General features: G+C 57.8%; 12 protein-coding genes and 5 tRNA genes. All 17 read right to left on the reverse strand.

Annotated features, from left to right (window positions below; translation table 11 throughout):
* Positions 1 to 32: 32 nt before the first annotated feature.
* On the reverse strand, positions 33 to 461 hold the full coding sequence (locus GVK32_RS23590; protein WP_159872764.1) for a YqaA family protein: 429 nt from the start codon (positions 459 to 461) through the stop codon (positions 33 to 35).
* Positions 458 to 1,024 carry a fructose-1-phosphate/6-phosphogluconate phosphatase gene (gene yqaB, locus GVK32_RS23595; RefSeq protein ID WP_159872766.1) on the reverse strand — a complete coding sequence of 189 codons (567 nt, stop codon included), beginning with the start codon at positions 1,022 to 1,024 and terminating at the stop codon, positions 458 to 460. Before yqaB ends, GVK32_RS23590 begins: the two co-directional genes overlap by 4 nt.
* 120 nt (positions 1,025 to 1,144) lie before the next feature.
* Positions 1,145 to 1,459 carry a BON domain-containing protein gene (locus GVK32_RS23600; RefSeq protein ID WP_041146864.1) on the reverse strand — a complete coding sequence of 105 codons (315 nt, stop codon included), beginning with the start codon at positions 1,457 to 1,459 and terminating at the stop codon, positions 1,145 to 1,147.
* Between the two features lie 365 nt (positions 1,460 to 1,824).
* Positions 1,825 to 1,901, reverse strand: a tRNA-Arg gene (locus tag GVK32_RS23605).
* A gap of 225 nt (positions 1,902 to 2,126) precedes the next feature.
* Positions 2,127 to 2,203 (reverse strand) — tRNA-Arg (locus GVK32_RS23610).
* 94 nt (positions 2,204 to 2,297) lie between these two features.
* A tRNA-Arg gene (locus tag GVK32_RS23615) sits at positions 2,298 to 2,374 on the reverse strand.
* A 191-nt stretch (positions 2,375 to 2,565) separates the two neighbouring features.
* Positions 2,566 to 2,642, reverse strand: a tRNA-Arg gene (locus GVK32_RS23620).
* A 3-nt stretch (positions 2,643 to 2,645) separates the two neighbouring features.
* Positions 2,646 to 2,738, reverse strand: a tRNA-Ser gene (locus tag GVK32_RS23625).
* 324 nt (positions 2,739 to 3,062) lie between these two features.
* A complete protein-coding gene (gene csrA / locus GVK32_RS23630; RefSeq protein ID WP_000906486.1) occupies positions 3,063 to 3,248 on the reverse strand; it encodes a carbon storage regulator CsrA in 186 nt (61 codons plus the stop codon).
* 239 nt (positions 3,249 to 3,487) lie between these two features.
* On the reverse strand, positions 3,488 to 6,115 hold the full coding sequence (gene alaS / locus GVK32_RS23635; RefSeq protein WP_134527363.1) for an alanine--tRNA ligase: 2,628 nt from the start codon (positions 6,113 to 6,115) through the stop codon (positions 3,488 to 3,490).
* Positions 6,116 to 6,368: 253 nt separating this feature from the next.
* Positions 6,369 to 6,869, reverse strand: a complete 501-nt coding sequence (recX, locus tag GVK32_RS23640) for a recombination regulator RecX (RefSeq protein ID WP_041147727.1) — start codon at positions 6,867 to 6,869, stop codon at positions 6,369 to 6,371.
* Between the two features lie 135 nt (positions 6,870 to 7,004).
* Positions 7,005 to 8,063, reverse strand: coding sequence for a recombinase RecA (gene recA, locus GVK32_RS23645; RefSeq protein WP_159872768.1), 1,059 nt, complete (start codon positions 8,061 to 8,063; stop codon positions 7,005 to 7,007).
* Positions 8,064 to 8,143: 80 nt separating this feature from the next.
* On the reverse strand, positions 8,144 to 8,641 hold the full coding sequence (pncC, locus tag GVK32_RS23650) for a nicotinamide-nucleotide amidase (RefSeq protein WP_132513151.1): 498 nt from the start codon (positions 8,639 to 8,641) through the stop codon (positions 8,144 to 8,146).
* A gap of 137 nt (positions 8,642 to 8,778) precedes the next feature.
* Positions 8,779 to 9,660: a metal ABC transporter substrate-binding protein gene (locus tag GVK32_RS23655; RefSeq protein WP_159872770.1), complete on the reverse strand. Its 882-nt coding sequence runs from the start codon at positions 9,658 to 9,660 to the stop codon at positions 8,779 to 8,781.
* 7 nt (positions 9,661 to 9,667) lie between these two features.
* A complete protein-coding gene (locus tag GVK32_RS23660) occupies positions 9,668 to 10,531 on the reverse strand; it encodes a metal ABC transporter permease (protein ID WP_159872772.1) in 864 nt (287 codons plus the stop codon).
* A complete protein-coding gene (locus GVK32_RS23665) occupies positions 10,528 to 11,205 on the reverse strand; it encodes a metal ABC transporter ATP-binding protein (protein WP_159872780.1) in 678 nt (225 codons plus the stop codon). The genes GVK32_RS23660 and GVK32_RS23665 overlap by 4 nt, the downstream gene beginning before the upstream one ends.
* A 236-nt stretch (positions 11,206 to 11,441) precedes the next feature.
* Entirely contained in the window at positions 11,442 to 12,518 is a 1,077-nt protein-coding gene (gene mltB, locus GVK32_RS23670) for a lytic murein transglycosylase B (RefSeq protein WP_200842930.1), read from the reverse strand.
* Positions 12,519 to 12,629: the final 111 nt, after the last annotated feature.

A 12,629-nucleotide genomic window follows, 5' to 3' on the forward strand; every position in this document is an offset into this window, starting at 1 on the left:
TACAGCCTGCCGGGAGTGCCTCAGCTCCACAATTAGTGCCACCATGTCATGCCCTGAAGCGTGACCAGCGCAATGACGATATAGCGTAGCGCTTTACCAAGGCATAAAAAAAAGAGCGCTGGTCCCCAGGAAATGCGCATCCATCCCGCCAGTAAACACAGCAAATCGCCGATCACTGGCGCCCAGCTTAATAATAATGTGACCGCGCCGTAGCGCTTTAGCCAGCCGGATGCTCTCTCCTGCCAGCGCGACGTTTTGCGCAGCGGAAACAGGCGCCCCAGAATAACGTTAGTTACCCCTCCAAGGCTATTGCCGATTGTTGCTATTAATACCAGCGCCCACGGTTGACTCGCTCCCGTTAGTAGCATAGCAACCAGCACAACTTCCGAGTTACCGGGAAGCAACGTGGCGCTGAGAAAGCTACTGGCAAACAGCGATATCAGCGATAGCGCGTCGCTCACAGCAGCCGAACGTCGACAGCATCCATCCCCGCGCGCCGTGCGGCCTGCAGACCAAAGTCCGCGTCTTCAAACACGACGCATTTTTCCGGCGCAACGCCCATGCGCTCGGCGCACAGCAGGAAGGTATCGGGAGCAGGCTTGTGGTTGGTGACGTGATCGGCGGCAATAACCGCGGAGAAGTAGTGACGCAGGCCGAGATGGGCCAGCAGAGCCTCCGCAACGGCGCTTTCGCTGCCGGTACCAACCGACATCGGGCGGCGGCCGTACCACTCTTTGACCACCTCAATCAGCGGTAAGGGACGCACGCTATCCAGCAGCATCGCCTTGACGGCGTTGGTTTTTCCCAAAGCCAGGCGATGGGGGTCTAAATCCGCCTGGTTCAGCTCGATAATCACCTGGGCAATACGCCAGGTCGGAGAACCGTTGAGAGCGACCATCGCCTGCTCGTCGAAACGCATTCCGTAACGACCCAGAACCTCGTGCCAGGCCTTACGATGCGTCGGCTCGGTATCAAGGATAGTGCCATCCATATCAAAGATAAGTCCTGCGTAGCGTTCGTACATCGTGTTCTCACAAACCGGTTAAGGAGAGATTACTTTATCGCAAAAGGCGCATATTGTCGCGGGCGGAGGCAGAAGCAGCAAAGGCGCCACAGGGCGCCTTTATCATAGCGGTGCACCGGCTTATTTGATTTTCAAATCATTCTCAACCAAACGAACGCCCTGCACTCTGCGGGTCACCTCTACGGCGCGATTCGCATCGGTCTGCGACGAAACAAAGCCGCTCAGTTGAACGCGTCCTTTGAAGGTCTGCACGCTAATTTCAGAGGATTTAATCTCTTTTTCGTTGAACAGCGCGGTTTTGACTTTGGTGGTCACGACGGTGTCGTCGATATAGCCACCGGTACTTTCCTTAGTGGACGATCCGGCACAGCCAGCCAGAGATACGGCTACCAGAAGCGTCGCGCAAAAGGCAGGTATTGCTTTGAACCATTTCATGGATTTCTCTCCTTGCACTCATCTCACCCGAATCAGGTCGATATACAGGGGTAAATTATAGTGGAAAGAGCAACTTGCCAATATAAAAAGTACAGGAGAGCGTGCGGAAATGGCAAAAAAATGGTGCCTGACGGGGAAATTTGGCGACAAGGTTTGCGAACGCGGGACTATTTCACAGACCGTGGAGTTACTGTATCGCTGTTATTTTTGGGAGAGGATGGTGCATCCGGGAGGATGGTGCATCCGGGAGGATGACTCACTGGGTTCGCCCTGCGGGCCGTCGCTTGCACGACGTTATCCTCCCTGGTGCTGGCGATTATCTCGCAGACCGTGAAGCAACAGTATCGCTGTTATCTCGAAGAAGATGGTGCATCCGGGAGGATTCGAACCTCCGACCGCTCGGTTCGTAGCCGAGTACTCTATCCAGCTGAGCTACGGATGCATCAGGGGGAACTTCTTTGCTACGTTAACTTCCCTGGCGCTGGCGATTATCTCGCAGACCATGAAACAACAAAAGTGCTGTTATCTCGGAGAAGATGGTGCATCCGGGAGGATGACTCACTGGGTTCGCCCTGCGGGCCGTCGCTTGCACGACGTTATCCTCCCTGGTGCTGGCGATTATCTCGCAGACCGTGAAACAACAGTATCGCTGTTATCTCGAAGAAGATGGTGCATCCGGGAGGATTCGAACCTCCGACCGCTCGGTTCGTAGCCGAGTACTCTATCCAGCTGAGCTACGGATGCATCAGGGGGAACTTCTTTACTACGTTAACTTCTCTGGCGCTGGCGATTATCTCGCAGACCATGAACAACAGGGTTGCTGTTATCTCGGAGAAGATGGTGCATCCGGGAGGATTCGAACCTCCGACCGCTCGGTTCGTAGCCGAGTACTCTATCCAGCTGAGCTACGGATGCATCAGGGGGAACTTCTTTACTACAAGTAAGTGCGGCAAATTAACCATTGCGACACTTCACAAGATGGTGAATCCGCAAGGATGACCACTGTGTTTACCTTACGGGCCGCTGCTTATGCAGCGTTATCTTTCCTGGTGTGCGGCTATCTCGCAGACCATGAGACGACAGGATTGCTGTTATCTCGGAGAAGATGGTGCATCCGGGAGGATTCGAACCTCCGACCGCTCGGTTCGTAGCCGAGTACTCTATCCAGCTGAGCTACGGATGCAAATGGCGGTGAGGCGGGGATTCGAACCCCGGATGCAGCTTTTGACCGCATACTCCCTTAGCAGGGGAGCGCCTTCAGCCTCTCGGCCACCTCACCACACGCCTCTTTCGAGTGCTTCGAAGAACTTGTTTCTGCTCTTCGTCGCTGCGATGGCGCACATATTACTTTCTGGTACTTATAAGTCAAACAATTTTTCGAGACCTTTTTTCCGTTTGCACACTTACCGCGCAATCAGCCTGCAAAAACGGCAAAAAGAGCGTTTAATCAACAGAAATTCAGAGGTTAGGGCCAGCTAAAAGCAAAAGATAAACGCAACGGACGATGGACAAGTAGCGGAAAAGAGAGGCGTCGGGAGTAGAAAAGAGAGAGAAATCGGCTGGCGGTGGGATGCGCCTCACGAAATCGCGAGGCGCGAAAGCCTTAGTAACTGGACTGCTGGGATTTTTCAGCCTGGATACGCTGGTAGATCTCTTCACGATGCACGGAGACTTCTTTAGGGGCATTAACGCCAATACGTACCTGGTTACCCTTAACCCCTAAAACTGTCACAGTGACCTCATCTCCAATCATGAGGGTCTCACCAACTCGACGAGTCAGAATCAGCATTCTTTGCTCCTTGAAAGATTAAAAGAGTCGGGTCTCTCGTATCCCGGCATTATCCATCATATAACGCCAAAAAGTAAGCGATGACAAACGCCTCACGGCGTACCGCAGTCATGGCATCACATTCTGTTAAACCTAAGTTTAGCCGATATACACAACTTCAACCCGACTTTATCGTTATCAGTGCTTCTCTTGCAAGATACCGTAATCCGAAGATGACGGCACCTATGCGTTTATAGTTATTACAGTTTTGCGCTTACCCAGCCTTTCACACTGGCTAACGCAGCAGGGAGAGCAGACGCATCGGTACCACCGGCCTGAGCCATATCCGGACGACCGCCCCCTTTACCGCCCACCTGCTGAGCGACCATACCAACCAGCTCCCCTGCCTTCACGCGGTCTGTCACATCCTTAGACACACCGGCAATCAGAGAAACCTTACCATCCGCCACCGTGGCTAACACTACAACCGTTGAACCCAGCTGGTTCTTCAGATCGTCAACCATGGTACGCAGCATTTTTGGCTCAACGCCGACCAGCTCGCTGACCAGCAGCTTAACGCCGTTAATCTCTTCCGCTTTGCTGGAGAGGTTTGCGCTCTCCTGCGCTGCCGCCTGCTCTTTCAGCTGCTGCAGCTCTTTTTCCAGCTGGCGAGTACGTTCCAGCGCGGAGCGTACCTTATCGCCGAGGTTATGGCTATCGCCCTTCAGCAGCTGCGCGATGTCGCCCAGCAGATCGCTTTGGGAATGCAGGCTCGCAATCGCGCCTTCACCGGTCACCGCTTCAATACGGCGCACGCCCGCGGCGGTCCCGGATTCGGAGGTGATGCGGAACAGGCCGATATCGCCGGTCCGCGAAGCGTGAGTACCGCCGCACAGCTCGGTGGAGAAATCACCCATTTTTAGGACGCGAACGCGGTCATCATACTTCTCGCCGAACAGCGCCATGGCGCCAGATTCACGAGCCGCATCGATATCCATGATGTTGGTTTCGATAGCCAGGTTGCGGCGAATTTGCGCATTGACCAAATCTTCAACCGCGCGGATCTCTTCCGGTTTCATCGCTTCAAAATGCGAGAAGTCAAAGCGCAGCGCTTTGTCATTTACCAGAGAGCCTTTCTGAGCCACGTGCGTACCGAGAACCTGGCGCAGCGCGGCATGCATCAGGTGGGTCGCGGAGTGGTTCAGACGGATACGCTGGCGGCGAGCGCGATCGACATCGGCCTGCACCGCGTCACCCACCTTCAGGGTACCGCCGGCCACTTTACCGATATGACCAATAGCCTGGCCGTACTTCTGCGCATCGCTGACGATAAACGAGAAGCCCGCGCCTTTCAGCTCGCCCTTATCGCCGACCTGACCGCCGGACTCTGCATAGAACGGCGTCTGATCCAGAATAACAACCGCTTCCTGGCCGGCGCTGACGCTATCAACCGCTTTGCCGTCGATGAACAGCGCGGTGATCTTGCCGTTCAGTTCGAGGCTATCGTAGCCTTTAAACTCAGAAGCACCCTCAACGCGGATCATCGCATTGTAGTCGGCGCCGAAGCCGCTGGACTCGCGCGCGCGACGGCGCTGCTCTTCCATTGCCGCTTCGAAGCCTGCTTCGTCAACTTTGATATTACGCTCGCGGCACACGTCCGCGGTCAGGTCGACCGGGAAGCCGTAGGTATCGTACAGGCGGAAGGCGGTTTCGCCGTCCAGAGTGTCGCCCTTCAGCTTAGCCAGCTCTTCGTCGAGCAGCGCCAGGCCGCGTTCCAGAGTACGGGCAAACTGCTCTTCTTCCGTTTTCAGAACCTGCTCAACCTGAGCCTGCTGCTGCTTCAACTCTTCGCCGGCAGCGCCCATGACCTCAATCAGCGGCGCAACCAGTTTCCAGAAGAAGGCATCCTTCGCACCGACCATATTGCCGTGGCGGACGGCACGGCGAATGATACGACGCAGCACGTAGCCGCGGTTTTCATTCGACGGGATCACGCCATCAGCGATCAGGAACGCACAGGAGCGAATATGATCGGCAATCACGCGCAGCGACTTGTTGGTCAGATCGGTGGCGCCGGTCACTTTAGCGACGTTCTCAATCAGCTGACGGAACAGGTCGATGTCGTAGTTGGAGTTCACGTGCTGCAGAACGGCGGCGATGCGCTCAAGGCCCATACCGGTATCAACGGACGGCTTCGGCAGCGGCTCCATGGTACCGTCAGCCTGACGGTTAAACTGCATGAAGACGATGTTCCAGATCTCAATGTAGCGATCGCCGTCCTCTTCCGGGCTTCCCGGAGGGCCACCCCAGATGTGGTCGCCGTGGTCAAAGAAGATTTCGGTGCACGGGCCGCAGGGACCGGTATCGCCCATCTGCCAGAAGTTATCGGAGGCAAACGCGCCGCCTTTATTGTCGCCAATGCGAATAATACGCTCACGCGGAACGCCAACCTCGTTGGCCCAGATGTCGAAAGCTTCGTCATCGGTTTCGTAAACGGTTACCCACAGCTTTTCTTTCGGCAGAGCGAACCAGCTTTCGCCGGTTAACAGCTCCCATGCGTACTTGATGGCATCCTGCTTGAAGTAGTCGCCGAAGCTAAAGTTGCCCAGCATTTCAAAGAAGGTGTGATGACGCGCGGTATAGCCGACGTTTTCCAGATCGTTGTGTTTACCACCCGCACGAACGCAGCGCTGCGAGGTGGTCGCACGCGAATAATTACGCTTGTCGAGGCCAAGGAACACATCCTTGAACTGGTTCATCCCGGCGTTGGTAAACAGCAGGGTCGGGTCGTTGTGCGGCACCAGGGAGCTGCTGGCAACTACCTGATGTCCCTTACTATGGAAAAAATCGAGAAACGCCTGACGGATCTCAGCAGTGCTCTTGCTCATAATTATCCTGAAATCAAGCTATACACTTCATCCTTCACGCCGCCTCTAGCTGGCTGCGCGCGTTCACCTCAGCTACGTACCTTTGTACGCCTCAGGGACTCACTCCGTTGCCGCCGTGATGCGGCGTGAATGATTTTGTGTATAAGGAATAATCGCCCTGGGCGCTGATTGCCTTTTAAACAGCCAGCGGCCGGACGGAATAAAGTGGGAATAAGATAAGTTTTCTTTACGGGGAAGTAAAATCCCCGATGGGTCAATCTGCAAAATTTCGCCAGATTTCCTGGATATCTTCCATTAAGTAGCCGCGGTACAGCAAAAAGCGCTGTATTTTGACTTTTTCGGCAAATACGGTGGGGAGCGGATCGCCATACTTCCTCTGCGCCTGCTCTTTCGCCAGCAGCGCCCAGTCGATTTCGCACTCGCGCATCGCGCGCTCGCCCTCTTCGCGGGCAATGCCTTTCTGGTTCAGCTCCTGGCGGATGCGCGCCGGGCCGTAGCCTTTGCGGCTCCGGCTGGCAATAAACTGGCGGACAAAGCGCTGGTCATCAAGGTAGCGGTTTTCGATGCACCAGGCCACAACGCGATCGACCTCTTCCGGCGTAACGTCCAGCGCCTCGGGGCCATTTTTCCCCATAACCGGCGCGGCCAGCTTGCGCCGCAGCTCCTGTTCGCTATGGTCGCGCATTGCCAGAATACGAATCGCGCGATCCAGCAGGCGTGCGTAGCCGGAACGGCGGGATGAAGATTCAGTCACAGGCACCTCGATAATCAAAAAGCAAAAGGGCCGCATAAGCAGCCCCTTGTTTTCCCGTTTTGTTCAAATCGCACGTGCGCTGGCGTTTGCCTGCCCTGCCACCTGAACGCTTCAGGAGATAATTACCTGACGGTATCAGAAATCCTGTTCGCTTGCTTCTTCGCTTTTGCCATCAGCCACGAAGTCCGGCGTGGCGTCCTGGTTGTTCAGCAGCAGTTCACGAACTTTCTTCTCGATCTCTTTCGCCGCAGCCGGGTTCTCTTTCAGCCAGGAGATAGCGTTCGCTTTACCCTGACCAATTTTGTCGCCGTTATAGCTATACCAGGCGCCCGCTTTTTCAATCAGCTTCTCTTTCACGCCCAGATCGACCAGCTCGCCGAAGAAGTTGATGCCTTCGCCGTAGAGGATCTGGAACTCCGCCTGCTTGAACGGCGCGGCGATTTTGTTCTTCACGACCTTCACGCGGGTTTCGCTACCAATGACGTTATCGCCATCTTTTACCGCACCGATACGGCGGATATCCAGACGCACGGAGGCGTAGAATTTCAGCGCGTTACCGCCGGTGGTGGTTTCCGGGTTACCGAACATCACGCCAATTTTCATACGGATCTGGTTGATGAAGATCAGCAGCGTGTTGGACTGCTTCAGGTTACCGGCCAGCTTACGCATCGCCTGGCTCATCATACGCGCCGCGAGGCCCATGTGAGAGTCGCCGATCTCGCCTTCGATTTCCGCTTTCGGCGTCAGCGCCGCAACGGAGTCGACCACCAGTACGTCTACCGCACCAGAGCGCGCCAGCGCGTCACAGATCTCAAGCGCCTGTTCGCCGGTGTCCGGCTGAGAGCACAGCAGGTTGTCGATATCGACGCCCAGCTTGCGGGCATACACCGGATCCAGCGCGTGCTCTGCATCGATAAAGGCACAGGTTTTACCTTCACGCTGCGCGGCGGCGATAACCTGCAGGGTCAGCGTCGTTTTACCGGAAGATTCTGGCCCGTAGATTTCGACGATACGGCCCATTGGCAGACCGCCAGCGCCGAGGGCGATATCCAGGGAAAGCGAACCGGTAGAGATAGTTTCCACGTCCATGGAACGGTCTTCACCCAGGCGCATGATGGAGCCTTTACCGAACTGTTTTTCGATCTGGCCCAGTGCTGCCGCCAACGCTTTCTGTTTGTTTTCGTCGATAGCCATTATTACTCCTGTCATGCCGGGTGGAACCGGGTAGTGAATTCTGTTCTGTTGAGGCAATTATACTGTATGCTCATACAGTATCAAGTATTTTGTAGAAATTGTTGCCAGAGGAGCTGCAGGGCGTAGGCCGTGGCCTGACGGCGCACCGACTCGCGGTCTCCGGCGAAACATTCCCGCTGCGTGACCCCCTGCCCATTGGCGCAGGCAACGCCAAACCACACCGTTCCGACGGGCTTTTCTGCGCTGCCGCCGTCCGGCCCGGCCACGCCGCTCACCGAGATCGCGTAGGTGGCGCGGGCGGCGCGCAGTGCGCCAACAGCCATCTCCACCACCACCGGTTCGCTCACCGCGCCGTGCCCGGCCAGCGTCGCTTCGCTGACGCCAATCATCTGCGATTTAGCTTCGTTGCTGTAGGTGACAAAACCGCGCTCAAACCACGCCGAGCTGCCGGCGATATCGGTCAGCACTTTAGCAATCCAGCCGCCGGTACAGGATTCAGCCGTGCTCACCGTGGCGCCCTGCGCCTTCAGCGCCTGCCCAACCTGCTCACTCAGCTGCATTAATTCGGAATCTGTCATCGTCGCCCCGTTTAAGCCAGATAAAGAGGCCACCAAAGATAGCACTTTCAGCACAGATGTGGGGATGAGGAGATGAATTTACGAGGGGGCTTGCGAAAAAGGACGGTCCCGACGAGCCGGGACCGTAGAATAGCGCGTTACTTCATGCTGCCGGCAATCAGCTCGACGTTATGGCGCATCATTTTCACGTAGCTGTCCGCCACGCCGCCCGGTTTGGACAGCGCTTCCGGATAGAGCTCGCCGCCCGGCTGCGCGCCCGTGGCGTTGGCAATCTGTTTCACCAGCCGCGGGTCGAGCTGATTTTCCATAAACCAGGTGTGCACGTTATCGGCTTTAATCTGTTTAATCAGCGCCGCAACCTGCGCGGCGCTGGCTTCGCTCTCCGACGACAGCCCCTGCGGCGCAAGGAAGGTCACGCCGTAGGCGCGGCCAAAGTAGCCGAACGCATCATGGCTGGTCAGAACCTTACGCTTAGCCAGCGGAATGGTGCTGAACTGATTCTTCGCCCAGCCGTGAATCTCATTGAGCTGGCCGATATAGCGCTTGCCGGATACCTCAAGCGCCGCTTTATCCTCAGGGTCGGCTTTGACCAGCCCGCTGAGGATATTCTGCGCGTACAGCGCGCCGTTGGCGGCGCTGTTCCAGGCGTGCGGGTCGGTCACCGTTTTCCCGTCCTCATCAAGGGTATGGGTTTTGACGCCCGTCGACGCCACCACCAGCTCGCCTTTGAATCCCGATGCCTTGATCAGCCGGTCAACCCACCCTTCCAGCCCCAGGCCGTTGACCACCACCACGTCGGCCTTGCTGAGCAAAGCGCTGTCCTGCGGCGATGGTTCAAAGGTGTGCGGATCGCCGTCGGGACCCACCAGCGTATCGACGTGAACGTGCTCGCCGCCAACCTGCTGCACCATATCGCCCAGCACCGAAAAGCTGCTGACCACGTTGAGCGTTTTCGCCATCGCCCCCTGCGCCACCAGGCCCAGCGCCAGCGCTAAAACTACCCCGGTACGTTTCTTCATATTTTCCTTACCCCATTAATTTACGCCAGCCAACCACCAGCCGGCTGCGCGTGCCAAAAAACACCGAAATAAAAAAGATCCCACTGGCGGTCAGCACGATGGCCGGGCCGGCGGGCAAATTCGCCGCCCACGACAGGCTGAGCCCCATCCAGGCACAGGCGCTACCGATCAGCGCCGCCAGCAGCAGGATGGCGGGCAGCGTTCGCGCCCAGCAGCAGGCGGCCACCGCCGGGAGCATCATCACGCCCACCGCCATCAGGGTCCCCAGCACCTGGAACCCCGCCACCAGGTTCAGCACCAGCAGCGCCAGAAACAGGCCGTGCAGTAGCGCAGGCAGCCGGCGGTTATTGACCTGCAGCCACGCGCTATCAAAGGCCTCGCTCACCAGCCCGCGGTAGAGCAGCGCGATGCAAATCAGCGTCAGGCTGGCGACCCCGGCGACGAACAGCGCCGCATCTTTATCCACCGCCAGAATCGAACCAAACAGCAGATGCAGCAGATCGACGCTGGAGCCGCGCAGCGACACCAGCGTCACCCCCAGCGCCAGCGAGCCGAGATAAAACCCGGCGAAGCTGGCGTCCTCTTTGAGCGGCGTGCGGCGGCTGACCCACCCCGCCACCAGCGCCACCGCAATGCCGGCGATAAAACCGCCCACCGACATCGCCAGCAGCGACATGCCGTTAAGCAGATAGCCCACCGCAACACCGGGCAAAATCGCGTGCGACAGGGCATCGCCCATCAGGCTCATGCGCCGCAGCAGCAGGAAAACCCCAAGCACGGTGGTGCTCAGCGAGAGCGCCAGGCATACCACCAGCGCGCGGCGCATAAAGCCGAATTCGATAAAGGGCTGAAAGAAAGTGTGCCAAATCATGCCAGCCTCGCGGATTCGAAGGCTGGAAGCACCTCGCCGGTCTCGCCCCAGCGGGCGTGCCGGGACTCGAGCAGCAGGGTTTCCGGGAAATATTCGGCGACGCGCTGGCTATCGTGCAGCACCGCCAGCACGGTCTGCCCCTGCCGGTGCATCTCGAGGATCAGCGTCATCAGCTCGCGGCTGGTCGACTCATCGATCCCGGTAAAGGGCTCATCGAGCATCACCAGCGGCGCCTGCTGGACCATCACCCTGGCAAACAGCATGCGTTGGAACTGCCCGCCGGACAGCTCCTCAATCGGCGTTTTCGCCATTGATGCCAGGCCGACGCGATCCAGCGCCGCGTCAATGCGCCGGCGGAACTCGCCGCCTATGCCGCGCAGAAGCGAGACCTGCGGCCAGGCGCCCTGACTCACCACGTCCCGAACCACGAGGGGAAACTGTGATTCCAGCGAATGCCGCTGCGCCAGCCAGCCGATAACCGGGCGCGACGCACGCCAGTGCAGGCAGCCGCTCACCGGGGGAATAAACCCGGCCAGCGTTTTTAACAACGTCGATTTACCGCAGCCGTTGAGGCCGACGATAGCCGTCAGGCTGCCCGCGGCGATAACGCCGCTCAGCGCGGGGGTGATCGCCAGCTCTTCATACCCGGCCACGAGGTTTTCCAGTTCGATCATGGCAGGGTTACCGCCCACCAGGTCGCCAGCCACAGCAGCGCCAGCAGGACGCAGGCGAAGCCTGTGCGCAGCGCGGCGGAGCTCGAAAAAAGAGAAGTGAACATCTCTGCCTCATTCAATATGTTATAACATAACACTATTGGATCGGCGGAATAATGTAAATCAGCGTCAACGAAGGGAAATGCTGCAAAATGTTACAGACTCCCCTCCGGGCAGAGGGAAGTCTCGGGGAAGGCCTACTGTCCGCGGGCCTGAGAAACGGCCAGGCCGAGCTGCCAGACGGCCATCGCGTAGTGGGTGCTGTGGTTATAGCGGGTGATGGTGTAGAAGTTCGGCAGCCCGTACCAGTACTGGTAGCCGGTGCCAATATCGAGGCGCAGCAGGCTCGCCTGCTGATGGTTACCCAGCGGCTGCGTTGGCGTCAGGCCGGCCGCCGTCAGCTGCGATACGCTGTAATTGGTCTTAAAGCCGTTCTCCAGCCCCGGCGCCTGGCCCATTGCCGGTACCGCAACCAGATCGCCGCTCACCCAGCCGTGCTGCTTGAAGTAGTTGGCCACGCTGCCGATCGCATCCACCGGGTCCCACAGGTTGATATGCCCGTCGCCGTTGAAATCCACCGCATACTGGCGGTACGAGGAGGGCATAAACTGACCGTAACCCATTGCGCCGGCGAACGAGCCTTTAAGGTTCAGCGGATCGTCGCTTTCGCTACGCGCCATCAGCAGGAAGGTTTCCAGCTCGCCGGAGAAGTACTCCGCGCGTCGCGGATAGCTGAAGGAGAGCGTCGCCAGCGCGTCAAGAATGCGGGTTTTCCCCATCACGCGCCCCCAGCGGGTTTCCACGCCAATAATACCGACAATGATTTCCGGCGGTACGCCGTAGACCTGCCAGGCGCGGTTCAGCGCATCCTGATACTGATTCCAGAACGCCACACCGTTTTGCACGTTATCCGGGGTGATGAACTGTTTTTTGTAGCGCAGCCACGCGCCGTTCGGCCCGGTCGGCGGCAGCCCGCTCGGGGCCTGGCGGTCCATCAGGCGCAGGACGTAGTCCAGGCGCTTAGCCTGGGAGAGAATTTCGTGCAGCTGCTGCCGGTCAAATCCGTGCTTGCTCACCATTTTGTCGATGAACTGCTCTGCGGCAGGGTTGTTGGCGAAATCCCCTCCCATATTCATAACGTTATGCTGCGGCTCCAGCAGGAAGCCACCGGCCCCTCCCGTGGTCTCCGTTGCTGCGGTGGCTTTAGGTTTGCTGCTACAGGCAGCGAGGAGAACGCACAGCGGGAGTAATGCCAGATAGCGACGCTTCAACATGGGGCTTCCATTTAACAAATTCGGCAAAGGGTAATTATGGTAAAGCATGCGGCCGTCAACAAGGAAGCGGCAATCTATTCGCGGACAAAATAGTCCTGCCCGCCCCCTATC

Source organism: Klebsiella sp. 18074 (genome assembly GCF_902705905.1).
GTDB classification, from domain to species: domain Bacteria; phylum Pseudomonadota; class Gammaproteobacteria; order Enterobacterales; family Enterobacteriaceae; genus Klebsiella; species Klebsiella terrigena.